General features: G+C 76.3%; 4 protein-coding genes. All 4 read left to right on the top strand.

The window, feature by feature from the left end:
• The first annotated feature begins 103 nt into the window (after positions 1 to 103).
• Positions 104 to 5,662 (top strand): type I polyketide synthase, encoded by a 5,559-nt coding sequence (locus C3492_RS37800; RefSeq protein WP_103817138.1) that lies wholly within the window; start codon positions 104 to 106, stop codon positions 5,660 to 5,662.
• Positions 5,659 to 10,410: a type I polyketide synthase gene (locus tag C3492_RS46730; RefSeq protein WP_374938417.1), complete on the top strand. Its 4,752-nt coding sequence runs from the start codon at positions 5,659 to 5,661 to the stop codon at positions 10,408 to 10,410. Before C3492_RS37800 ends, C3492_RS46730 begins: the two co-directional genes overlap by 4 nt.
• A 67-nt stretch (positions 10,411 to 10,477) precedes the next feature.
• Positions 10,478 to 25,951, top strand: coding sequence for a type I polyketide synthase (locus C3492_RS37810; RefSeq protein ID WP_103817140.1), 15,474 nt, complete (start codon positions 10,478 to 10,480; stop codon positions 25,949 to 25,951).
• 64 nt (positions 25,952 to 26,015) lie between these two features.
• A partial coding sequence (locus tag C3492_RS37815; RefSeq protein ID WP_146075777.1) for a beta-ketoacyl synthase N-terminal-like domain-containing protein occupies positions 26,016 to 26,812 on the top strand: 797 nt, incomplete at its 3' end.

Here is a 26,812-nt window from a genome sequence, read left to right on the forward strand (position 1 = left end):
CCTGCCTAGCCTCCGACAGCGGAGGGGAAGCGGACCGGAAACCGTCCGGAGGCGATCCGCACGGCCGAGGCCCTCACTTCGATCTCGATCGGATGGCGCGCTGGTGAACAACGAAGAGCAACTGCTCGACTACCTCAGGCGGACGACCGCGGATCTGCGGGAGGCGCGGCGACGGCTGCGCGAGAACGAGCAACGCGCACACGGCCCCATCGCCGTCGTCGGCATCGGCTGCCGCTACCCGGGTGGCGTCACCACCCCCGAGGAGCTGTGGGAGCTGGTCGCGACGGGCACCGACGCGGTGTCGGACTTCCCCGCCGACCGCGGCTGGGACGTGGACGCCCTGTACGACCCCGACCCGGCGCGGCCCGGCAGGACCTACGCCCGCACCGGCGGATTCCTGCACGACGCCGCCGACTTCGACCCCGACTTCTTCGGTGTCAGCCCCCGCGAGGCCCTCGCCATGGACCCGCAGCAGCGGCTGCTGCTGGAGACCTCCTACGAGGCCTTCGAGCGGGCCGGCATCGTCCCGGCCTCCCTGCGCGGCAGCCGTACCGGCGTGTTCGCCGGCGTGATGTACAACGACTACGCCACCCGCCTCACCTCCGTACCGGACGACCTCGACGGCTACCTCGCCAACGGAAGCGCAGCCAGCATCGCCTCCGGGCGCGTCGCCTACACCTTCGGCCTCGAAGGCCCGGTGGTCACCGTCGACACCGCCTGCTCCTCCTCCCTGGTCGCCCTGCACTGGGCGGTGCGGGCGCTACAGGCGGGGGAGTGCTCACTCGCCCTGGCCGGCGGCGTCACCGTGATGTCCACGCCGGAGACGTTCGTCGACTTCAGCCGGCAGCGCGGACTGGCTCCGGACGGCCGCTGCAAGGCGTTCGCGGCGGCGGCGGACGGCACGGGCTGGGGCGAGGGCGCCGGCATGCTGCTGCTGGAACGGCTCGCCGACGCCCAGCGCAACGGGCACCCGGTGCTCGCCGTGATCCGGGGCAGCGCGGTCAACTCCGACGGCGCCAGCAGCCGGCTGACCGCGCCCAACGGACCGTCCCAGCAGCGGGTCATCCGGCAGGCGCTGGCCGGTGCCGGGCTCACCGCCGCCGACATCGACGTGGTCGAGGCGCACGGCACCGGCACCTCCCTCGGCGACCCCATCGAGGCGCAGGCACTGCTCGCGACGTACGGCCGCGAACACCCCGCCGACCGGCCGCTGCTGCTCGGCTCCGTGAAGTCCAACCTCGGGCACACCCAGGCCGCCGCCGGTGTCGCGGGCGTCATCAAGATGGTGCTGGCCATGCGGCACGGCGAGGTGCCGCCCACCCTCCACGTCGACGCCCCCACCGACCAGGTGGACTGGAGCGCCGGCGCCGTCGAACTGGCCCTGGAGCGGCGTCCGTGGCCCGCCACCGGGCGGCCCCGCCGCGCCGCCGTCTCCTCCTTCGGCATCAGCGGCACCAACGCGCATGTCGTGCTGGAGCAGGCACCCGCCGACCCGGCCTCCGGCGAGCCGGCTTCCGCCGATCCGTCGTCCGATGAGGCGGCTTCAGCCGAGGGCGGCGTCAACTCGCCGGTCAGGGACGGTGGTCACGTCCCCTGGATCGTCACCGGCCGCACCCGGCAGGCCCTCACCGACCAGCTCGCGCGCCTGCGTGACCACGTCGACGCCCACCCCGACGCACGCCCGGCCGACCTCGGGCTGTCGCTGGCCACGACCCGTGCCCACTTCGAGCACCGCGCCGTCGCGGTCGGCCGGGACACCGGCGAACTGCTCGCCGCGCTCGCCGCCGCGACTCCGCTCACCCCCGTCGGTGGCAAGACGGCGTTCCTGTTCACCGGCCAGGGAGCGCAGCGGCCCGCCATGGGCCGGGCCCTGCGCCGGGCCTTCCCGGTGTACGCCGAGGCCTTCGACGCGGTGTGCGCGCTCGCCGACCGGGGCCTGGACCGGCCGCTCACCGAAGTGATCGACACCGACGCCGAGTCGCTGACCCGGACCGACTACGCACAGGCCGCCCTGTTCGCCACCGAGGTGGCCCTGTACCGCCTCCTGGAGTCCTGGGGCGTGACCCCCGACTTCGTGGCCGGGCACTCCGTCGGCGAACTCGCCGCCGCGCACGTCGCCGGCGTGCTGTCCCTGCCGGACGCCGTCCGGCTCGTGCTCGCGCGCGGCACCCTGATGGCCGCCCTGCCCCCGGGTGGCGCCATGGCCGCGCTGCGCGCCGGTGAGGACGAGGTCGCCCCCCACCTGGACGACCGGGTCGGTCTCGCCGCCGTCAACGGCCCCCGGTCGGTGGTCGTCTCGGGTGCCGAGGAGGCCGTCGACGCCCTCGCCGCCCGCTTCGGGAAGAGCAGGCGGCTGATGGTGTCGCACGCGTTCCACTCGCCGCTGATGGAGCCGATGCTCGCCGACTTCGCGAAGGCCGCCGCCGCGTGCTCCTACGCGGAGCCGCGCATCCCGGTCGTCTCCACGCTCACCGGCGCCCTCGCCGAACCCGGCCGGCTGACCACCCCGGACCACTGGGTGGACCACGTCCGGGAGACCGTCCGCTTCGCCCCCGCCCTGACCACCCTGCACGAGCTGGGCGTCCGGACGTTCCTCGAAGTCGGCCCCGACGCGGCCCTCACCGCCCTGGCCGTGGACTGCCTGCCCGAGGACAGCGTGACCGTCGCCGGGCTGCGCCGCGAGGGCGACGAGGAACGCGACCTGGTCACGGCCGTGGCCCGGCTGCACGCGGCCGGCACCGCCGTGGACTGGGCGGCGTTCTTCGCCCCGCACGGCGCCCGCCGCACCGAGCTGCCCACCTACGCCTTCCAGCGTGAACGCCTCTGGCTGGAGGCCACCTCCGGCGGCAGCGGCGACGCCGACGGCCTCGGGCAGAGCGCCACCGGGCATCCGCTGCTCACCGCCGCGACCGACCTGCCCGACACCGGCGGCGCGGTCCTCACCGGCCGGCTCTCCCTCGCCTCCCACCCGTGGCTGGCCGACCACGCCGTCCACGGCACCGTGCTGCTGCCGGGTACCGGCTTCGTGGAGATGGCCCTCCAGGCCGCCGAGCGCACCGGCTGCGACACCGTCGAGGAACTCACCCTGCACGCCCCGCTGCTCCTGCCCGAGCAGGGCGCACTCTCCGTACAGGCCGCCGTCGGCCCCGAGCGGGACGGACGACGGGAGCTGACCGTCTGGTCCCGCCGCGCGGACAGCCCCGAGGCCCCGTGGACCCGCAACGCCGCCGGCGTTCTCACCACCGCACCCGCCGACGCGACGTCCCCGGCCGGTCTGACCGACTGGCCGCCCCGGGACGCGGAACCCGTCGACCTGGACGGCCTCTACCCGGACCTGGCCCGCACCGGCTACGGCTACGGCGAGGTCTTCCAGGGGCTGCGCGCCATGTGGCGCCGCGGGGACGAGCTGTTCGCCGAGGCGGCCCTGCCCGAGGGCGCCCGCGCCACCGCCGCCGCGTTCGCCGTCCACCCGGCGCTGCTGGACGCCGTCCTGCACGTCAACCTGCTGGACCTGCCCGGCGGCCAGGCGGTGCTGCCGTTCGCCTGGGGCGGCGTCACCCTGCACGCGGCGGGCACCGACACCCTGCGCCTGCACCTCACCCCGTCCGGCCCCGAGGCCGTCACCCTCACCCTCGCCGACGCCGCCGGAGCGCCCGTCGCGACCGTGCGCAGTCTCGTGGCCCGCCCCGTCTCCGCCGACCAGCTCGCCGGGGACGGCGACGATCCGCTGTACCGGGTCGACCTCGTCCCGGCACCGCTCCCTGCGACCACCGATGTCCCCGCCCTGGCGGTGTGCGGCTTCGGCGGCTCCGGCCCGCACGGTGGCGAGGCGGCCGGCGTCGGCCTGGGCGACAGTGGCGCGGGCGAGACCCGCGACGGCGGCACCGGTACGGCGGGAAGCGGCACCCACGACACCGCCCTCGACGCCCCCTTCTACCCCGACCTCGCCGCCCTCACCACCGCCGACCCCGTCCCCGACCTGGTCCTCCTGCCCGTACCCCCCGCCCCCGCCCCCGTGGCGGACCTCCCCGTCCTCGTCCGCGGCCGGGTGAACGCCACCCTGGACCTCCTCCGCGCCTGGCCGGCCGACGACCGCCGGGCCGGCAGCCGGCTCGCCGTGCTGCTGCGGACCGGGGACCTCACCCACGCCCCGCTGTACGGACTCGTACGCGCCGCCCAGGCCGAGAACCCCGGCCGGTTCCTGCTGGTCGACAGCGACGGCAGCGCCGCCACGGGCCCCGCCCTCGCCGCCGCGCTCGCCGCCGGTGAACCGGAGGTCGCGGTGCGGGACGGCGAGGTCCGGGTGCCGCGGCTGGCCCGCGCCAAGGCCGGCGAGCCGCTCGCCTGGGACCCGGACGGCACCGTCCTGATCACCGGCGGCACCGGTGGCCTCGGCGCGCTGATCGCCCGTCACCTGGTCACCGAGCACGGCGTACGGCACCTGCTGCTGGCCGGCCGGCGTGGCGCGGACGCCCCCGGCGCTGCCGAACTCCGTGACGAACTCGCCCAGTCGGGCGCCGAGGTGACCCTCGCCCGGTGCGACGCCGCCGACCGGGACGACCTGGCCGCTCTGCTCGCCGCGCATGAGGTGCGGGCGGTGGTGCACGCCGCCGGTGTCGTCGACAACGGTGTGCTGGCCGCCCTGGACGCGGACAAGGTCGACCGGGTGCTGCGGCCCAAGGTGGACGCCGCCTGGAACCTGCACGAACTGACCCGCGACACCGACCTGTCGGCGTTCGTCCTGCTGTCCTCCACGGCCGGTCTGCTGGTCGGCGGCGGCCAGGCCAACTACGCCGCGGCCAACACCTTCCTCGACGGCCTCGCCGCCCACCGCCGGCCGCTCGGCCTGCCCGCCGTCTCCCTCGCCTACGGCCTGTGGTCCGGCTCCGGCGGCATGAGCGCCGGCATCGACGCCGCCGACCTGGAACGGCTGCGCCGGCTCGGCCTGCCGCCGCTCACCCCGGCCCAGGGACTGCGCGCCTTCGACACCGGGCTCGGCGGCGAGGACGCCGTCCTGGTGCCCGTGCGCCTGGACGCCGCGGCGGTGCGCGCCCGGCCGGACGGCGTACCCGCCCTGCTGCGCGGCCTGGTGCGGCCGGCCCGGCGGCGCGGCGCCGAGCCCGCCGCGGGCGCCCCCGCCGGCTCCTGGCGCGAGCGGCTGGCGCCGCTGCCGGACGCCGACCGGGACCGCGCCCTGCTGGAGCTGGTCCGCACCCATGTCGCCGGCGTCCTCGGGCACCCCTCGCCGGAGTCGGTCGACCCGGGGCGCGCCTTCCAGGAGATGGGCTTCGACTCGCTCGCCGCCGTCGAACTGCGCAACCTCCTCGCCGGCGCCACCGGCCTGAGCCTCCCGGCGACGCTGGTGTTCGACCAGCCCACGCCCCACGCCCTCGCCGCCCACCTCAAGACCGCGCTCGTGCCCGGACCGGCCGACCAGGCCCGCTCCGCGCTGGCCGAACTGGACCGTCTCGAAGCCGCCCTGCACGCCCTGCCCGACCAGGACGGCAGCCACGCCCGCGTCACCGCGCGCCTCGAAGCGCTGCTGCGCGGCTGGCAGGACAGCCACGCGCGCCCCACCGAGCCCGGGTCGCCGGCCGACGTCCGCGACGCCAGCGACGAAGAACTCTTCGCCAGGATCGACAACGAACTGGGAGCCCTGTGATGGAAGACTCGGCCACGGCCGGCAAGCTCCGCGACTACCTCAAGCGGGCCACGACCGAGCTGGAGCGCAGCCGCCGCCGCGTACGGGAGCTGGAGGAGCAGGACCACGAGCCCGTCGCCATCATCGGCATGGGCTGCCGCTACCCCGGCGGCGTGCGCACCCCCGAGGACCTCTGGCGCGTCGTCGACGAAGGCATCGACGTCGTCACCGAGTTCCCGGCCGACCGCGGCTGGGACGTCGAGGCGATCTACGACCCCGAGCCCGGCGCCCCCGGCAAGAGCTACGTCCGCCACGGCGGCTTCCTGCACGACGCCGCCGAGTGCGACCCCGCCTTCTTCGGCATCAGCCCCAAGGACGCGCCCGGCACCGACCCGCAGCAGCGGCTGCTGCTGGAGGTCACCTGGGAGGCCTTCGAGCGGGCCGGTATCGACCCCACCACGGTGAAGGGCACCCCCACCGGCGTGTTCGTCGGCCTGATGCACCACGACTACATCGGCGGCACCATCTCCGGCAGCATCGTCTCCGGCCGCATCGCCTACACCCTCGGCCTGGAGGGACCGGCGGTCACCATGGACACCGCCTGCTCCTCCTCCCTGGTCGCGCTGCACTCGGCGATCCAGTCGCTGCGCAAGGGGGAGTGCTCCCTGGCGCTGGCCGGCGGCGCCGCCGTCATGGCCAGCCCGGAGATGTTCATCGAGTTCAGCGAGCGCCGCGCGCTGTCCCCCGACGGCCGCTGCCACTCCTTCTCCGACGACGCGGCCGGCGCCGCCTGGGCCGAGGGCGCCGGCATGCTGCTCGTGGAGCGCCTGTCGGACGCCCTGCGCAACGGCCACGAGGTGCTGGCCGTCGTCCGCGGCTCCGCCGTCAACCAGGACGGCGCCTCCAACGGCCTCACCGCGCCCAGCGGCCCCGCCCAGATCCGCGTCATCCGCCAGGCCCTCGCCGACGCCCAGCTCGCCCCGCACCACATCGACGCGGTCGAGGCGCACGGCACCGGCACCACGCTCGGCGACCCCATCGAGGCGCAGGCCGTCATCGCCGCCTACGGGCAGGACCGGCCGGAGGGCCGGCCCGTCTGGCTGGGCTCCATCAAGTCCAACATGGGCCATCCGCAGGCCGCCGCCGGTGTCGGTGCCGTCATCAAGATGGTCATGGCGATGCGCCACGGCACCCTGCCCCGCACCCTGCACGTGGAGACACCGTCCACCGCCGTCGACTGGAGCGCGGGCGACGTCCGCCTGCTCACCGAGCCCCGCCCCTGGGACACCCCCGACGGCCGCCCGCGCCGCGCCGGTGTCTCCTCCTTCGGCATCTCCGGCACCAACGCCCACACCATCCTGGAGGAGGCACCGCCCGTCGAGGCGGACGGGGCGCCGCAGGAGCGGGCCGCGCTGCCCGTCGTACCGTGGGTGCTGTCCGGCAAGGGCGCCGACGCCGTCCAGCGGCAGGCGGAGCGGCTGCTCGCCGTCGCCGGTGACCTCGACCCGTACGACGTCGGGTACTCGCTCGCCACCACGCGCACCGTGTTCACCCACCGGGCCGCCGTCACCGGCCGCGACCGGGACGAGCTGCTGGCCGGTCTGCGCGCCGTCGCCGACGGCAGCCAGGCCGCCGTCGTGGCCCCCGAACCCGGCCGGCTCGGCGTGCTGTTCTCCGGCCAGGGCTCCCAGCGTCCCGGCATGGGCCGCACCCTGCACGCCGCGTTCCCGGTGTTCGCCGCCGCCTTCGACGAGATCTGCGCCGCCTTCGACGCCCACCTGGACCGGCCCCTGCGCGAGGTGATGTACGACCAGGACACCGACTCCTCCCCGCTGCACCGGACCGTCTACACGCAGGCCGCGCTGTTCACCTTCGAGACCGCCCTGTACCGGCTGCTGGAGCACTGGGGCATCCGCCCGGACCTGCTCGCCGGGCACTCCATCGGCGAGGTCGTCGCCGCGCACGTCGCCGGCGTCCTGGACCTGCCCGACGCGGTCGCCCTGGTCGCCGCCCGTGGCCGGCTGATGCAGGAACTCCCGGCGGGCGGCGCCATGGTGTCCCTGCTGGCCGCCGAGGCCGAGGTCGCGCCGCTGCTCACCGACGGCGTCGACATCGCGGCCGTCAACGGCCCCCGCGCGGTGGTCGTCTCCGGTGACGAGGAGGCCGTCGCCGCCGTGGCCGCCCGCTTCGACAAGACCAGGCGGCTGACCGTGTCGCACGCCTTCCACTCCCACCGCATGGACCCCATGCTCGACGCGTTCCGCGAGGTGCTGGCGGGCCTCACCTTCCACGAGCCCCGCCTCCCGGTCGTCTCCAACGTCACCGGCCGCCTGGCCGACGAACTCACCTCACCCGACTACTGGGTGCGGCACGTCCGCGAGGCCGTCCGCTTCCACGAGGGCGTCACCGCGCTGGCCGCCGAGGGCGCCACCCGCTTCCTGGAGGTCGGCCCCGACGCCGTGCTCGCCACCATGGCGCAGGACGTCGTACCGCACGTCATCGCCACCCAGCGCCGCGACCGCGCCGAGGACGCCGCCCTCGTCGACGCCGTGTGCCGACTGCACCTGACCGGCACCGGCCCCGACTGGAGGGCCGTGTTCGCCGGGGGCCGCAAGGTCGACCTGCCCACCTACCCGTTCCGCCGCGACCGGCACTGGGAGGACGCCCCCATCCTCCAGGCCGAGCGCGCCGGGGCGGCCCGCGCGGGAGGGGACGCCGCCGATCCGTTCTGGGAGCTGGTCCGGGACCAGGACGTCACCGCCGTCGCCGCCACCCTCGGCGTCGCCGACGAGACCTCCGTCGCCGCCGTCGTACCGGCCCTGGCCGCCTGGCACGAGCAGCGGCAGGCCAACGCCGCCGCCGACGGCTGGCGTTACCGCGTCGCCTGGGAACCGCTGGCCCCCGCCGCCATCCCCGCGCTCGGCGGCCACTGGCTGGCCGTCGTCCCGGCGGCCGGCGACCCGTGGACCACGGCCGTCCTGACCGGGCTCACCGATCAGGGCCTGCGCGTCGACACCCTCACGGCACCGCAGACGGCGGACCGTGCCGAGCTGGCCGGGCTGCTCGCCGGCCGGGGCGGCGTCGACGGCGTGCTGTCCCTGCTGGCACCGGCCACCGAACTCACCGCGACCGCCGCCCTCGTGCAGGCACTCGGCGACGCCGGGATCACCGCCCCGCTGTGGTGCGTCACCCGCGACGCCGTCGCCCACGGCACGGCCGCCACCGCCACCGGCTTCGACCAGGCCCCGGTGTGGGGCCTCGGCCGGGTCGCCGCCCTCGAACACCCCGACCGCTGGGGCGGCCTGGTCGACCTGCCCGCCGAGGTCGGCCCGCGGACCGTGGCCCGGCTGGCCGCGCTGCTCGGCGACGCCGGCGGCGAGGACCAGGTCGTCGTCCGCGAGTCCGGCGCCTACGGCCGCCGGCTGGAGCACGCGCCGGCCCGCCCCGGCGCCCCATGGAAGCCGTCCGGCACGGTGCTCGTCACCGGGGCCACCGGCGCCGTCGGCGCGGCCGTCGCCCGGTGGCTCGCCGCCGAGGGCGCCGACCACCTGCTGCTGACCTCCCGCCGCGGCACGGACGCGCCCGGCGCCGCCGACCTCGTCCGCGAACTCACCGACGCCGGCACCCGGGTGACCCTCGCCGCCTGCGACGTCGCCGACCGGAAGGCGCTGACCGCGCTGCTGGACTCCGTACCGGCGGAGCACCCCCTGACCGCCGTGCTCCACCTGGCCGGCGTCCTCGACGACGGCGTCCTGGACGCGCTCACCCCCGACCGGTTCGCCGGTGTCCTCGCCCCCAAGGCCGACGCCGCCCGCCACCTGCACGAACTCACCGCGGACCGGGAGCTGTCGGCGTTCGTGCTGTTCTCCTCGCTGACCGCCACCGTCGGCGGCGCGGGGCAGGCCAACTACGCCGCCGCCAACGCCTTCCTCGACGCCCTCGCCGAGCACCGGCGCGCCGCCGGACTGCCCGCCACCTCGATCGCCTGGGGACCGTGGGGCGGCGACGGCATGGCCGCGCACGGCACCGTCCGCTCGGCCGCCCGCGCGATGGGCATGTCCCTGCTCGACCCCGGCCGCGCGCTGACCGCGCTGCGCCGCGCCCTGGACGGCGGCGACACCACCGTCACCGTCGCCGACGTCGACTGGTCCGCGTTCGCGGCCGCGTTCACCGCGACCCGGCCCAGCGCCCTGCTGTCCGCGCTGCCCGAGGCGCGGCGCGGCCCGGCCGGTTCCGCCGACACGAACGCGACCGACGGCTTCGCCGAGAAGCTGGCCGGCCTCACCGGCGGCGAACGCGAGCGCGCGCTCCAGGACCTGGTGTGCGGCCAGGCCGCCGCGGTCCTCGGCTACGGCCGTGCCGACGCCGTCGAGCCCACCACCGCCTTCCGCGACCTCGGCTTCGACTCGCTCACCTCCGTCGACCTGCGCAACCGGATCAGCGGCGCCGCCGGGGTGCCGCTGCCGGCGACCCTCATCTTCGACTACGCCACCCCCGCCGCCCTCGCCAAGTACCTGGGCACCGAACTAGCGGGCGCCGACACCTCCGTGGACTCCGTCCTCGCCGAGCTCGACCGGGTCGCGGCCCGGCTCGGCGACCTCACCGCCGAGGACATCGAGCAGGGACGGATCACCGCCCGCCTCCAGTCGCTGCTGGGCGACCTGAACAAGACCCTCGGCCAGGACGCCGCCGCCCTCGCCGGACGGCTGGAGGAGGCCTCCGCCGACGACGTCTTCGCCTTCATCGACAACGAACTCGGCTCGGCGTGACCCCACCCTCCCACGACACCCCGGCCCCACCGCAGTCCACCTCTTCGCACAGGAGTGGCGACACCCGATGACCAACGACGAAAAGCTGCTCTCCTACCTCAAGCGGGTCTCCGCCGACCTGGCCCAGACCCGGCAGCGGCTGCGCGAGGTGGAGACCCAGGACCGGGAACCCATCGCCATCGTCGGGATGAGCTGCCGCTTCCCCGGCGGCGTGACCACCCCGGAGGAGTTCTGGCGGCTCGTCCACGACGGCGCCGACGCCATCGGCGACTTCCCCGACGACCGCGGCTGGGACCTCGACGCGCTGTACGACCCCGACCCGGACGCCACCGGCAAGAGCTACGTCACGCGCGGCGGGTTCCTCGCCGACGCGGCCGGGTTCGAACCGGACTTCTTCGGCATCAGCCCCCGTGAGGCGGTCGCGATGGACCCCCAGCAGCGGCTGCTGCTGGAGGTGTCGTGGGAGGCCCTGGAACGCGCCCGCATCGCCCCCGACTCCGCGCACGGCGCCCGGATCGGGGTGTTCGCCGGCACCAACGGCCAGGACTACAAGGACCTGCTGGCAAGGATGCCGGAGGACAGCGAGGCCGCACTCGGCACCGGCGTGCTGGCCGCCGTGATCTCCGGCCGCATCTCCTACACCCTGGGCCTGGAGGGCCCGGCCGTCACCATCGACACCGCCTGCTCCTCGGCCCTCGTCGCCGTACACCTGGCCGTCCAGGCGCTGCGCAACAAGGAGTGCACCCTCGCCCTCGCGGGCGGCGCCACCGTGATGGCCACGCCGGGCAACTTCATCGCCTTCAGCCGGCAGCGCGGCCTGGCCCTCGACGGCCGCTGCAAGTCCTTCGCGGACGCGGCGGACGGCACCGGCTGGAGCGAGGGCGCCGGCATGCTGGTGCTGGAACGGCTCAGCGACGCCCGCCGCAACGGTCACGAGGTGCTGGCCGTCGTCCGCGGCTCCGCCGTCAACCAGGACGGCGCCTCCAACGGCCTGACCGCCCCCAACGGGCCGTCCCAGCAGCGTGTCATCCGCGCCGCGCTCGCCGGGGCGCGGCTCACCGCCGCCGACGTGGACCTGCTGGAAGCACACGGCACCGGGACCACGCTCGGCGACCCGATCGAGGCCCAGGCGCTGCTCGCCACCTACGGACAGGACCGGCCCGCGGACACCCCGTTGTGGCTCGGGTCGGTGAAGTCCAACATCGGCCACACCCAGGCCGCGGCCGGCGTCGCCGGCATCATCAAGGCCGTCATGGCGATGCGGCACCGCGTGCTGCCGAAGACGCTGCACGCCGGCGAGCCGTCCACCAAGGTCGACTGGGGTCAGGGGCAGGTGCGGCTGCTGACGGAGAACCGGCCCTGGCCCGACCCCGGCCGCCCGCGCCGGGCCGCCGTCTCCTCCTTCGGCGCCAGCGGCACCAACGCGCACACCATCCTGGAGGAGGCCCCCGCCGAGGAACCGGCCCGGACCGAGCCGCGTACGGCACCGCCGCTGGTGCCGTGGGTGCTCTCCGGCCGCACCGAACGCGCCCTGCGCGAGCAGGCCGCCCGCCTGGTGGCCGCCGCCGGTGAGCTCGACCCGGTGGACGTGGCGCACTCCCTGGCCGCCACCCGCACGGCCCACCCGTACCGGGCCGTCGTCCTCGGCTCGGACCGCGACGCGCTCCTGACCGCCGTGACCCGGGTCGCCGACGGCGGTCCGGGCGCCGCCTCGGGCCGGGTCCGCAAGGGACAGACCGCCTTCCTGTTCACCGGTCAGGGCGCCCAGCGCGCCGGCATGGGCCGGGAGCTGCACGCGCACTTCCCGGTCTTCGCCCGTGCCTTCGACGAGATCTGCGCGCACTTCGGCGACGACGAGCTGCGCGACCTCGTGCTCGGCGACGACCCCGAGCCGCTGAACCGCACCGCCCGCACCCAGATGGCGCTGTTCGCCTTCGAGGTCGCGCTGTACCGCCTGGTGGAGTCCTGGGGGCTCACGCCCGACTACCTGGCCGGCCACTCCATCGGCGAGATCGCCGCCGCCCACGTGGCCGGCGTCCTGGACCTGAAGGACGCGACCACACTGGTGGCCGCGCGCGGCCGGCTCATGCAGGCGCTGCCCGAGGGCGGCGCGATGATCGCCCTGCGCGCCTCTGAGGAGGAGGTCCGCCCGCTGCTCACCGAGCGGGTCGGCATCGCCGCCGTCAACGGCCCCGAGTCCGTGGTGATCTCCGGGGACGCGGCCGAGGCCGAGGCGGTGGCCGCCCACTTCGCCAAGAGCCGCCGTCTGACGGTCTCGCACGCCTTCCACTCGCCGCTCATGGAACCGATGCTGGACGGGTTCCGGGCGGTCGCCGAGTCCCTGACCTACCACCGCGCCACCGTCCCCGTCGTCTCCAACGTCACCGGCGCCCTCGCCACCCAGGACATCGCCGGCCCCGACTACTGGGTGCGGCACGTGCGCGAGGCGGTCCGCTTCCACGACGGGATACGCGCCCTCGCCGCCGAGGGCGTCACCCGCTTCCTCGAACTCGGCCCGGACGCCGTGCTCACGGCCATGGCCCGCGAGTGCCTGGCCACCGACGGCACCGGCACCGACGCCGTACTCGCCGCCGCCACCCGCCGCGAACGCGACGAGACCGAGACCCTGCTCACCGCCGTGGCCCAGCTCTACACCGGCGGCGCCGCCGTGGACTGGACCGCGCTGTTCACCGGCGCCCGCACCGTCGACCTGCCCACCACCGCCTTCCAGCGCGAGCGGTTCTGGCCCGAGACCACCGCACCGGTCGGCGACGTCGGCTCCGCCGGACTGGACCCCGCCGACCACCCGCTGCTCGGCGCGGCCACCGTGCTCGCCGACTCCGACGGCGCCGTGCTCACCGGGCGGCTGTCGGTGCGCACCCACGCCTGGCTCGCCGACCACGTCGTCGGCGGCTCGGTCGTCGTCCCCGGCACCGCCATGGTCGAACTCGCCGTCCGCGCCGGCGACCAGGTCGGCTGCGGACGCCTGGAGGAACTCGCCCTCGAAGTACCGCTGGTGCTGCCCCCGGACGACGGTGTGCGCGTCCAGGTCGCCGTCGGGGCGCCCGACCCGTCCGGCGCCCGCACGGTGCAGGTGTACGCCCGTGCCGAGAGCCTGCCCGCCGACGAACCGTGGACCCTGCACGCCTCCGGCCTCCTCACCGCGGACACCGGTACGCCGGGCAGCCGTCTGGACGTCTGGCCCCCCGAGGACGCCGAACCCCTCGACACGGACGGGCTGTACCAGCGGCACGCCGCCGCCGGACTGGCGTACGGGCCCGCCTTCCAGGCCCTGACCGCCGCCTGGCGGCGCGGCGAGGAGCTGTACGCCGAGGTACGGCTGCCCGAGCGGCCCGCCGCCGACGCGCCCCGCTTCGGGCTGCACCCGGCCGCCTTCGACGCCGCCCTGCACGCTCTCGCCCTGCTCGGCGACGGTACCGCCGACGACACCGCCCGGCTGCCGTTCATGTTCGCCGGTGTCACCCTGCACGCCGTCGGCGCCTCCGTGCTGCGGGCCCGGCTCGTGCCCACCGGGAACCACGCCTTCGCCGTCGACCTGGCCGACGCCACCGGCGCCCCCGTCGCCACGGTCACCTCGCTCGCCTCCCGCCCGCTCACGAACCTGCGCGCCGCCCGCGACACCACCGCCGACGCCCTGTTCACCCTCGACTGGCAGCCGCTGCCCCTGGACGCCGACGCCCCCGACACCGCCCACCGGGTGCTGCGCAGCACGCCCGGCAGCGACCCCGGCGCCGTACGGGAGGCGCTGCGCACCGCGCTCGCCGCCCTCCAGGACGACGACCCCCGCCCGCTGGCCGTCGTCACCCACGGAGCGGTCGGCGTCGCGGGGGAGGACGTGCCCGACCTGGCCGGCGCGGCCGTCTGGGGCCTGGTGCGGTCCGCGCAGTCGGAGAACCCGGACCGGTTCGTCCTGCTCGACCTCGAACCGGGCGCGGACGCCGACACCGTCCTGCCCGCCGTCCTGGCCTCCGGCGAACCGCAGATCGCCGTGCGGGCCGGCACCGCCCACGCCGCCCGGCTGGTGCGCGCGGAAATACCCGAGGCGTCAGCGCCGTGGGAGATCGACCCCGAGGGGACCGTCCTGCTGACCGGCGCCACCGGCGGCCTCGGCCCGGTGATCGCCCGCCACCTGGTCACCGCCCACGGCGTCCGGCACCTCGCCCTGCTCAGCCGGTCGGGCCGCGCCGACGACCTGATCGCCGAGCTCGCCGCCCTCGGCGCCACCGCGACCGCCCACGCCTGCGACACCGGCGACCGCGACGGCCTCGCCGCCGTCCTCGCCGGCATCCCGGCCGACCGCCCGCTCACCGCGGTCGTCCACGCCGCCGGCGTCCTGGACGACGGCGTCGTCTCCTCGCTCACCCCCGAGCGGATCGACACGGTCCTCGCGCCGAAGGCGCTCGGCGCCCTCCACCTCCACGAACTCACCGGCGGACTCGGGGCGTTCGTGCTGTTCTCGTCCGTCGCCGGCACCGTCGGCGCCCCCGGCCAGGGCAACTACGCCGCCGCCAACGCCCTCCTGGACGCCCTGGCCGCGCACCGCCACGCCCAGGGCCTGCCCGCGCTGTCCCTGGCGTGGGGACCGTGGGCCCCGACGGGCGGCATGACCAGCTCCCTGGACGAGGCCGACCGCGCCCGGATGGCCCGCGGCGGCATGACCGCCCTGTCGGCCGAGGAGGGCACCGCCCTGTTCGACCGGTCACTGCGCGCCGGCCGTCCCGCGCTGGCACCGGTGCGGCTCGCCCTGCCCGCGCTGCGCGCCCAGGGCGGCGGCCTCGCCCCCGTCTTCCGCGCACTGGCGGGCCGCCCGGTACGCCGGGAAGCCGTGGCGCAGGGCACCGACGCCGGCTTCGCCGAGCGCATGGCCGCGCTCGGCGACGAGGAACGCGCCGAGGCCCTGCTGCACACGGTCCGCACCCATGTCGCCGCCGTCCTCGGACACGCGGACCCCCGGAGCGTGGAGACCGACCGGGCCTTCAAGGAGCTCGGCTTCGACTCGCTCGCCGCCATCGAACTGCGCAACTCCCTCTCCGCCGAGCTGGGCCGGCGGCTGGCCGCCACCCTCGTCTTCGACCACCCCTCGCCCGAAGCGCTCGCCGCCCACCTCGGCACCCTGGTCGACGGCGGCGCCCGGACCGGGGCCCACCGTGGACGCCGCACCGTCAAGGCCCGCGCGGACGAGCCGCTGGCGATCGTGGGCATGGCGTGCCGCTACCCGGGCGACGTCCGCACTCCGGAGGACCTGTGGCGGCTGGTCGCCGACGGCACCGACGCCATCACCGCGTTCCCCGCCAACCGTGGCTGGGACGTGGACCGCGTCGTCGACCCCGCCCGGCAGCGCCCCGACACCTCCTACGTCGGCGAGGGCGGCTTCCTGCACGACGCGGGCGCGTTCGACGCCGCGTTCTTCGGCATCAGCCCCAAGGAAGCCCTCGTCATGGACCCGCAGCAGCGGCTGCTGCTGGAGGCGTCCTGGGAGGCGCTGGAGAACGCGGGCATCGACCCGCACAGCCTCAAGGGCAGCCGCACCGGCGTGTTCGCCGGCGTCCAGTACCACGACTACTTCGGCAGCTTCGGCTCCGGCAGCATCATCTCCGGCCGCGTCGCCTACACCCTCGGCCTGGAGGGCCCGTCGCTGTCCGTCGACACCGCCTGCTCCTCCTCGCTGGTGGCGCTGCACCTGGCCGCCCAGTCGCTCCGGCAGGGCGAGTCCGGCCTCGCCCTGGTCGGCGGCGTCGCCGTCATGGCCACCCCGGAGACGTTCATCGAGTTCAGCCGGCAGGGCGCGCTCGCCCCCGACGCCCGCACCCGCGCCTTCGCCGACGCGGCGGCCGGGACCGTGTGGGGCGAGGGCGTCGGCGTCCTGGTCGTGGAACGCCTCTCCGACGCCCGCCGCAACGGCCACGAGGTCCTGGCCGTCGTCCGTGGCACCGCCGTCAACCAGGACGGCGCCTCCAACGGTCTCACCGCCCCCAACGGCCCCTCCCAGGAACGCGTCATCCTCGAAGCCCTGGAGAACGCCCGCCTCACCACCGCCGACGTGGACGTGGTGGAGGCGCACGGTACGGGCACGACGCTGGGCGACCCGATCGAGGCGCAGGCGCTGCTGGCCACCTACGGCCAGGAGCGCCCCTCTGACGCCCCGCTGTGGCTGGGGTCGGTGAAGTCCAACATCGGTCACACCCAGGCCGCAGCCGGAGTGGCGGGTGTGATCAAGATGGTCATGGCGATGCGCAACGGGGTCTTGCCGAGGACCCTGCACGTGGACCGGCCGTCCACGAAGGTCGACTGGGACGCCGGGCAGGTGCGCCTGCTGACGGAGGAACGGCCCTGGCCCCGCACCGACCGTCCGCGCCGGGCCGGAGTGTCGTCCTTCGGCATCAGCGGCACCAACGCCCACGTCATCCTCGAACAGGCCCCGCCCGCCCCCGCCCAGCCCGACCGTACCGGACCGCAGGGCCTCGCCGTGCCGTGGCTGCTCACCGCCAAGACGCCCGCCGCGCTCGCCGGTCAGGCCGCCGCGCTCCTCGGCCACCTCGACACGCACCCGGGGCTCGACCCGTCCGACGTCGGCTGGACCCTCGCCACCACCCGCGCCCGCTTCCCGTACCGCGCCTCGATCACCGGCACCGACACGGCCGAACTGCGCGGCGCCCTCGCCGCGCTGGCCGACGGCGGCACCGCCCGCACCCTCGCCGAGGGCACCGCGCCCGGCCGCGCCCGGCCCGTGTTCGTCTTCCCCGGCCAGGGCTCCCAGTGGTCCGGCATGGCCACCGAACTCCTCGAAGAGTCACCGGTGTTCGCCGCCCGCATGGCCGAGTGCGCCGCCGCGCTCGCGCCGTACACCGACTGGGACTTCGCCACCGAGCTGCGCGGCGACCTGGACCGGGTGGACGTCGTGCAGCCGCTGCTGTGGGCCGTGATGGTGTCCCTCGCGCACACCTGGAGTGCCTACGGCGTCACCCCGGCCGCCGTCATCGGCCACTCCCAGGGCGAGATCGCCGCCGCCTGCGCGGTCGGCGCGCTGTCCCTGGAGGACGGGGCCCGCGTCGTCGCCCTGCGGTCCCGGGCCATCGCCGAACTGCTGTCCGGCTCGGGCGGCATGATGTCCGTCGGTGAGGGCGCCGACGCGGTCCGTGCCCGGCTCGCCGCCTGGGACGGCCGGCTGTCCGTCGCCGCCGTCAACGGCACCGCCTCCACGGTGGTGTCCGGCGACGCCGACGCCCTGGACGAACTCCTCGCGCGGCTCAGGGAGGAGAAGGTCCGCGCCAAGCGCCTGCCCGTGGACTACGCCTCCCACAGCGCCCACGTCGAGACCCTGCGCGAGCGCCTCGCCGAGGTCCTCGACGGCATCGCACCGCGCGCCACCCAGGTGCCGTTCTACTCGACGGTCACCGGCGGTCCGCTCGACACCACCGAGCTCGGCGCCGGGTACTGGTACACCAACCTGCGCGGCACCGTGCTGTTCGAGCAGGCCGTACGCGCCGCCGTCGCCGACGGGCACCACCTGTTCATCGAGTCCAGCCCGCACCCGGTGCTCACCGTCGGCGTCCAGGAGACCGACGACGCCGTGGCCGCCGTGGGCTCGCTGCGCCGTGACGAAGGCGGCCGGGACCGGCTGCTGACCGCCCTGGGCGAGGCGTTCACCCACGGCGCCGGCGTCGACTGGACCGCCGTCGCCGAGGGCCGCCGGCCGCGCCGCGTCCCGCTGCCCGGCTACGCCTTCCAGCGCGAGTGGTACTGGCTCGACTCCACCGCGAGCGGCGCCGACGTCACCTCCGCCGGTCTCGCCCCCACCGACCACGCCCTGCTCGGCGCCGCGATGGTACGGGCCGACAGCGAGGGCGTCGTCCTCACCGGCCGGCTCTCCCCGGGCACCCAGCCCTGGCTGGAGGACCACCGGGTCGGCGGCCGGCTGCTCTTCCCGGGCACCGGGCACCTGGAACTCGCGCTGCGCGCCGGCGACCAGGTCGGCTGCGGCGACATCGCCGAACTCACCCTGCACGCGCCGCTGGTCCTGCCCGACCACGGTGCCGTCCAGCTCCAGGTCACCGTCGGCCCGCCCGAGGGGGAGACCCGCCCGGTCACCATCTGGTCCCGGCCGGAGAACCCCGAGGAGGACCTGCCGTGGACCCGGCACGCGGACGGCCTGCTCGCCCCCACCGGCACCCTGCCCGCCGACCCCGCCCCGCTCGCCGCCTGGCCCCCGCGGGGCGCCGAACCGGTACCGCTCGACGGCCTGTACGACGAACTCGCCGCCCTCGGCCTCGGCTACGGCCCCCTCTTCCAGGGCCTGCGTGCCGCCTGGCGCACCCGGGACGGCCTGTACGCCGAGGTCGCGACCGACGCGGCCCCCGACGGCTTCGCCCTGCACCCCGCCCTGTCGGACGCCGCCCTGCACACCGTCGGCCTCACCGACGCCGCCGGCGACGAGGCCCTGCTGCCGTTCGCCTGGTCCGGGGTGCGGCTGTACGCCACCGGTGCGACCGCGCTGCGCGTCCACGTCCGGCCCACCGGCGAGGGCACCGTCTCGCTCGCCCTCGCCGACCCCACCGGCGCGCCGGTCGCCACCGTCGACGCGCTCACCCTGCGGCCCCTGCGGACCGAGGCCCTGGCCGCCGCGGCACGTCCGGCCCGCGCGGGAGCGCTGTACCGGGTCGCCTGGGTGCCGGCCCCGTCGGCCGCGCCCGCCGACACGGCACCGGAAGTGGTGCGCGCCCCGGGCGGAACGAGCGCCGCCGAGGCGCGGGCCGCCGTGGACGTGGTCCTCGACCGGCTGCGCACCCGGCTCGGCGCCGACGACGCCACCCTGCTCGTGGTCACCGGCACCGACCCGGCGGGCGCCGCGGCCGGCGGCCTGGTCCGCTCCGCCCAGTCGGAGAACCCCGGCCGGATCGTGCTCGTCGAGGCCGAGGCGGGGCAGGAGCCGGACGCCGAACGCCTCGCCGAGGCCGTCGCCACCGGCGAGCCGCACCTGGCCTACCGCGACGGCACCTGGCAGGTCCCCCGGCTGACCCGCGTCACCGAAGGCGCCGCCACCGCCACCGCCACCGACGCCGGCGCCGGCGCCGGCGGCGGGCAGACCACGGTCGACGGAGCCGACCCGGCCTCCGGCGCCGACCGTACCCCCGACCTCGGCAGCGGCACCGTTCTGCTCACCGGTGCCAGCGGTGCCCTCGGGCGGATCCTCGCCCGGCACCTGGTCGCCGAGCGGGGCGTGCGGCACCTGCTGCTGGTGAGTCGTGGCGGGGCCCCTGACGATCTCGTCGCCGAACTGGCCGCACTGGGCGCCGAGGTGACGAGCGCCGCGTGCGACGTCGCCGACCGGGCCGCGCTCGCCGCCGTGCTGGACGCCGTACCGGCCGACCGGCCGCTGACCGCCGTGATCCACGCGGCCGGCGTCCTCGCCGACGGCGTGCTCACCTCCCTGACGCCGGAGCGGATCGACACGGTGTTCCGGCCCAAGGCCGACGCGGCCTGGAACCTGCACGAACTCACCGCCGGCCTCGACCTCGCGGCGTTCGTGCTGTTCTCCTCGTCCGCGGCCACGCTGGGCTCGCCGGGCCAGGCGAACTACGCCGCCGCCAACGCCTACCTCGACGCCCTCGCCGTACACCGCCGTACCCTCGGACTGCCCGCCCACTCCCTGGCCTGGGGCCTGTGGGCGCAGGCGGGCGGCATGACGGGCACCCTCGACGAGACGGACCTCACGCGCATCGCGCGCGGCGGTGTCGCCCCGCTGGAGACCGAGGAGGGCGTCGCGCTCTTCGACGCGGCCCTGCGCGGCACCGATCCCGCCGTGCTGCCGGTGAGGCTGGACATGGCCTCCCTGCGCGCCCAAGGTGAGGGCCTGGCCCCGCTGTTCCGCGCCCTGGTGCCCGTACGCCGGGCCGGCGCGGCCACCGGGCCGGGCACGAGCGGCGGCGCGGACGGCCTGCGGGAGCGGCTCGCCGGGCTGCTGGAGGCGGAGCGCGAACCGTTCCTCACCGAACTCGTGCAGAGCCATGTCGCGACCATCCTCGGCTACCGCTCCGCCCAGGACGTCGGCCGCACCCTGGCCTTCCGCGAACTCGGCTTCGACTCGCTGGCCGCCGTCGAACTGCGCAACCGGCTCTCCGCGGCCACCGGCCTCCGACTGCCCGCCACCCTCGTGTTCGACCACCCCACCCCCGCCGAACTCGCCCGCCACCTGCTCGGCGAACTCACCGGCACCCTCGCCGGGACCACCGCCCCCTCCACCGCCCGGGACGTCGCCGCCGACGAGCCGATCGCCGTCATCGGCATGGCCTGCCGCTTCCCCGGCGGCATCGCCTCCCCGGAGGACCTGTGGCGGCTGGTGGCCGAAGGCCGGGACGCCGTCGGCGAGTTCCCGGCCGACCGCGGCTGGGACGTCGACAACCTCCACGACCCGACCCTGGACCGGCCCGGCACCAGCTACACCCGGCACGGCGCCTTCCTGTACGACGCCGCCGACTTCGACCCGGCGTTCTTCACCATGGACGACGAGGAGGCCCTGGTCACCGACCCCCAGCAGCGGCTGCTGCTGGAGACCTCCTGGGAGGCGCTGGAGCGGGCCTCCATCGACCCCGCCACCCTGCGCGGCTCCGACACCGGCGTGTTCGCGGGCGTCATGTACCACGACTACTTCGGCAGCTTCGGCTCCGGCAGCGTGGTCTCCGGCCGTGTCGCCTACACCCTCGGCCTGGAGGGCCCGACCCTGTCCGTCGACACGGCCTGCTCCTCCTCGCTGGTGGCGCTGCACCTGGCCGCGCAGTCGCTGCGGCAGGGCGACTGCTCCCTGGCGCTGGCCGGCGGTGTGACCGTCATGGCCACCCCGGGCACCTTCGTGGAGTTCAGCCGGCACCGGGGCCTGTCCCGGGACGGCCGCTGCAAGCCGTTCGCGGACGCCGCCGACGGCACCGGCTTCGGCGAGGGCGCCGGCGTCCTGCTGCTGGAACGGCTCTCCGACGCCCGCCGCAACGGCCGGAAGATCCTCGCCGTCCTGCGCGGCACCGCCGTCAACCAGGACGGCGCCTCCAACGGCATCAGTGCCCCGAGCGGCCCCGCCCAGCAGCGCGTCATCCGCCGCGCCCTCCAGGCGGCCGGCGTCCCGGCCGGCGAGGTCGACGTGGTCGAGGCGCACGGCACCGGCACCACCCTCGGCGACCCCATCGAGGCCCAGGCACTGATCGCCACCTACGGCGCCGAGCACACCGAGGACCGCCCGCTGTGGCTCGGCTCGGTCAAGTCCAACCTGGGGCACACCCAGGCCGCCGCCGGTGTCGCCGGTGTCATCAAGATGGTCGAGGCCCTGCGCGCCGAGACCCTGCCGGCCAGCCTCGGCATCGACCGGCCCTCCCGGCACGTGGAGTGGGAGGGCGGCAACGTCCGTCTGCTCACCGAGAACCGCCCCTGGCCCGATCCGGGCCGCCCGCGCCGCGCCGGCGTCTCCTCCTTCGGCATCTCCGGCACCAACGCCCACGTGATCATCGAAGCCGCGCCGCCCGCAGAGGAACCGGCCGAGGAGCCCCCGGCGCCGCCCACCGACGTCGTGCCGTGGCTGCTGTCCGGCCACACACCGGAGGCCCTGCGCGCCCAGGCCGCCCGGCTGCTGGAGCACCTGGCCGCCGCCCCGGACGCCGACCCGCACCGCCTCGCCGGCGCGCTCGCCCACGCCCGCACCCGGCTCGGCCACCGGGCCGCCGTCCTCGGCCGCACCCGCGACGAACTGACCGCGGGCGTCCGGGCGCTGGCGCAGGGCCGTACCCCGCAGACCGGGGTCCTCGGCACCGCCGGCGACGGCCGGCTCGCCTTCCTCTTCTCCGGTCAGGGCTCGCAGCTGCCGGGCATGGGCACCCGCCTCGCGGCGGCGTTCCCCGCCTTCGCCGCCGCCTTCGAGGAGGTCCGGGACCGGCTTGACCCGCTGCTGGACCGGCCGCTCGCCGACGTCCTGGACTCCGCCGAGCTGCTGGAGCGCACCGAGTACACCCAGCCCGCCCTGTTCGCCGTCGAAGTCGCCCTGTACCGGCTGCTGGAGTCGTTCGGCGTCCGGCCCGACCTGCTCGCCGGGCACTCCGTCGGCGAGTTCACCGCCGCCCACGTCGCCGGCGTGCTCGACCTGAACGACGCCTGCACCCTGGTCGCCGCGCGGGGCCGGCTCATGCAGGCGCTGCCCGAGGGCGGCGCGATGATCGCCGTACGCGCCACCGAGGACGAGATCACACCGCTGCTGGGCGACGGCGTGGGGATCGCGGCCGTCAACGGACCCGCGTCCGTCGTCGTCTCCGGGCCCGCCGGCCCCGCCCGCGCCCTGGCCGCCCGCTTCGAGCGCACCAGGGAACTGGCCGTCAGCCACGCCTTCCACTCGGAGCTGATGGAGCCGATGCTGGCCGAGTTCCGCGAGGTCGCCGCGTCCCTGTCGTACGGCACGCCGCGCATCCCGCTGGTGTCCACGCTCACCGGCGCCCCGGCCGCCCCCGAGGAGCTGTCCACGCCCGAGTACTGGGTACGCCACGCCCGTCAGGCCGTCCGCTTCGCCGACGCCGTCACCGCCCTGCACGCGGCCGGCGCACGGCACTTCGCGGAGGTCGGACCGGGCAGCGCGCTGACCGCCGCGGCCGGCGAGTGCCTGCCCGACGGAACGGCCGTCGTACCGCTGCTGCGCAAGGACCGCGAGGAGACCGAAGCCCTGCTCACCGGGCTCGCCGCCCTGCACGTCCGCGGCCGCGCCGTCGACTGGGCGCCGCTGCTGCCCCACCGGGACGGCTCGGACCTGCCCACCTACGCCTTCCAGCGCGGCCGCTACTGGATGACCGGTGACGTCGGCCTGCCCCGCCCGGCGGCCGACCACCCGCTGCTCGGCACCGCCGTCGAACTCGCCGGCGCCGACGGCACCCTCCACACCGGCCGGCTCTCCCTCGCCGAGCACCCGTGGCTCGCCGACCACAGCGTCGGCGGGGTGCCGCTGCTGCCGGGCACCGCCTTCGTCGAGATGGCCCTCGCCGCCGGTGCCCGCGTCGGCTGCGGCACGGTGGAGGACCTGACCGTCACCGAACCGCTGCCACTGCCCGAGGACGGCGCCGTCCGCCTCCAGTGCACGGTCGGCGAACCCGACGCGACCGGCGCCCGCGCCTTCCGCGTGTACGCCGCCGCGGCCGACGGCGATCCGTGGACCACCCACGCCACCGGCACGCTCCGCCCCGCCGAGGACAGGCCCGGACACGACCTCACCGCCTGGCCCCCGCCCGGCGCCGAACCGGTCGACCTGGACGGCGTCTACGACCGGCTGGCCGGACTGGGCGCCGAGTACGGGCCCCGCTTCCAGGGACTGCGCGCGGCCTGGCGGCACGGCGACGAGGCGTACGCCGAGGTCGCCGTCCCCACCGACGGCGCCGCGTTCGGCCTGCACCCGGCGCTGTTCGACGCCGCCCTGCACACCATCGGGCTGCGCGCCGGAGCCGAGGAGCGCATGACGCTGCCCTTCGCCTGGAACGGCGTGGAGCTGTACGCGCCGGGCGCGACCGCCCTGCGGGTGCGGATCGCACCGGCCGGCACCGGCGCGGTGCGCATCGAGGCCGCCGACGACACCGGCCGGCCGGTGGTGCGCGTGGCGTCCCTGTCGCTGCGGGAGGTCGACCCGGAGCGGATCGCCGCGGCCGCGAGCGGGGGCCACGACGACCTGTTCGCTCTCGACTGGGTGCCGGTCTCCGTGCCCGCGGCCCCGCAGGCCGGACGGTGGACCGTCCTCGGCCCCGGCCACCAGGAACTGGCCGGCGCCCTGGCCGGCGAGGTCGCCGAGGTCGCCGTCGCCGGCGACCTGGCCCAGGCCGCCGGACAGGCCCCCGACACCCTGGTCGTCGTCCACACCGGCGGCGAGGGGCCGGCCGCGGCCCGGGCCGGCGCCGGGCGGTTGCTCACCCTGGTGCAGGACTGGCTGGCCGACGCACGGTTCGCCGACACCACCCTGGTGGTGGCGACGCGCGGAGCGACCGGCCCCGGGGACGTCACCGACCCCGGCGCCGCCACCGCGTGGGGCCTGATCCGCTCCGCCCAGACCGAGCACCCCGACCGGATGGTCCTCGCCGACCTGGACGACACGGACGCCTCCCGCCGTCTGCTGCCCTCCGCCGTCGCCTCCGGCGAACCCCAACTGGTCCTGCGCGACGGCAGGCTGAACGTCCCCCGGCTGGTGCGCGCGCCACGCCTGGCCGAGTCCGCCCCGGCCGACTTCTCCGGCGGAGTCCTCGTCACCGGAGGCACCGGCGCCCTGGGCGGACTGGTCGCCCGGCACCTGGTCACCGCGCACGGCGCCGAGCGGCTGGTGCTGCTCAGCCGCGGCGGCCCCGAGGCACCCGGCGCGGCCGGCCTGCGGGACGAACTCGCCGCGCTCGGCGCCCGGGTGACCGTCGTCGCCTGCGACGCCGCCGACCGGGCCGCCCTCGCCCGCGTCCTGGACGAGCACCCGGTCTCCGCCGTCGTGCACACCGCGGGCGTCCTCGCCGACGCCGTCCTCACCTCGCTCACCCCCGAGCGGCTGGACACGGTCCTGCGGCCGAAGCTGGACGCCGCCTGGCACCTGCACGAACTGACCCGCGAGCGGCCCCTGACCGCGTTCGTGCTGTTCTCCTCCGCGGCGGGCCTGCTCGGCAGCCCCGGCCAGGCCGGCTACGCCGCCGGCAACACCTTCCTCGACGCCCTCGCCGCCCACCGCGCATCGCTCGGGCTGCCCGCGGTCTCGCTCGCCTGGGGCGCCTGGGCGGGCAGCGGCGGCATGGCCGACCGGCTCGGCGACACCGACACCCGCCGCATGGCCTCCGGCGGGGTGCTCGCCCTCGACGCGGAGACCGGGCTCGCCCTGTTCGACACGGGTGTGGGCCGCGCCGAACCGGTGCTGCTGCCGGCCCGCCTGGACCTGGCCCCGCGCGAGGCCGCCCGGGTCGCCCCGCTGCTGCGCGACCTGGTGCGGACGCCGCGCCGGACCGGACCCGGGGCGTCGGCCACCGCGTCGGCGCTGCGCCGCGAACTGGCCGCGCTCGAAGCGCAGGAGTGGACCGAACGGCTGCTGCGGCTGGTGCGGGACGAGGCCCGGGCGGTCCTCGGCGTCGAGGAGTTCGAGGCCGGCCTGCCCTTCAAGGACCTCGGCTTCGACTCGCTGACCGCCGTCGAGTTCCGCAACCGGCTCAACGAGGCGACCGGCCTCCGGCTGACCGCCACGCTGGTCTTCGACCACCCCACGCCGGCCGCGCTCACCGACCACCTGGCCGGCGAGCTGGCCCCGCGCACCGGCGACGGGCCGCGCGCCGAGGAGGACACCGTGCGGGCCGCGCTCGCCGCCATCCCGGTGGGACGGCTGCGCGAGGCCGGCCTGCTGGACAGCCTGCTCGAACTCGCCGGGCTGCGGCCCGCGCCGCAGCCGGCGCAGGACGACGGCACCGGCCGCGCGCCGATCGACGCGATGGACGCCGAGAGCCTGATCAGCATGGCGCTCGACGACCTCGTCGGCGACGACGACGCGCTGTGACGCCGAGCAGGGAAGCCGCGCCGGACGGCGTGCTGTGACGACGCCCGCGAGAAGGAAGAGGACCATGGCCGAGTCCGAGAAGCCGGACACCAGGATGGTCGAGGCGCTGCGCGCCTCGCTGAAGGAGATCGAGCGGCTGCGGGAACGCAACCGCGCGCTGACCGCGGCGGCCCGGGAACCGATCGCGATCGTCGGCATGGCCTGCCGCTACCCGGGCGGCGTGCGGTCCCCGGAGGACCTGTGGCGGCTGGTCGCGGACGGCGCGGAGGGCATCACCCCGTTCCCCGGCGACCGCGGCTGGGACCCGGACCTGTACGACCCGACGCCGGGCGCGCCGGGCCGCTCCTCCACCCGCGAGGGCGGCTTCCTGCACGACGCGGGGGACTTCGACGCCGCGTTCTTCGGCATCAGCCCCAACGAGGCCCTCGTCATGGACCCGCAGCAGCGGCTGCTGCTCGAAGGTTCCTGGGAGGCCCTGGAGAACGCCGGCATCGACCCCGTCGCGCTGCGCGGCAGCCGCACCGGCGTCTTCGCGGGCGTCATGTACCACGACTACTTCGGCAGCTTCGGCTCGGGCAGCATCGTCTCCGGCCGCGTCGCCTACACCCTCGGCCTGGAGGGCCCGACGCTCAGCGTGGACACCGCCTGTTCCTCGTCGCTCGTCACGCTGCACCTGGCCGCGCAGGCGCTGCGGCAGGGCGAGTGCACCCTGGCGCTGGCCGGGGGAGTGACGGTGATGGCCTCGCCGGGCACGTACGTGGAGTTCAGCCGGCAGGGCGCCCTCTCCCCGGACGGGCGCTGCCGCTCCTTCGCCGACGACGCGGCCGGTACCGGCTTCTCCGAGGGACTGGGCGTCCTGGT

Origin of the sequence: Streptomyces sp. Ru62 (assembly GCF_002920615.1) — a bacterium.
In the GTDB taxonomy this organism is placed as follows: domain Bacteria; phylum Actinomycetota; class Actinomycetes; order Streptomycetales; family Streptomycetaceae; genus Streptomyces.

Bases quoted from the DNA above. Each gene is read 5' to 3' on its own strand.
- C3492_RS37810 (WP_103817140.1), top strand. From the start codon at position 10,478: ATGACCAACGACGAAAAGCTGCTCTCCTACCTCAAGCGGGTCTCCGCC.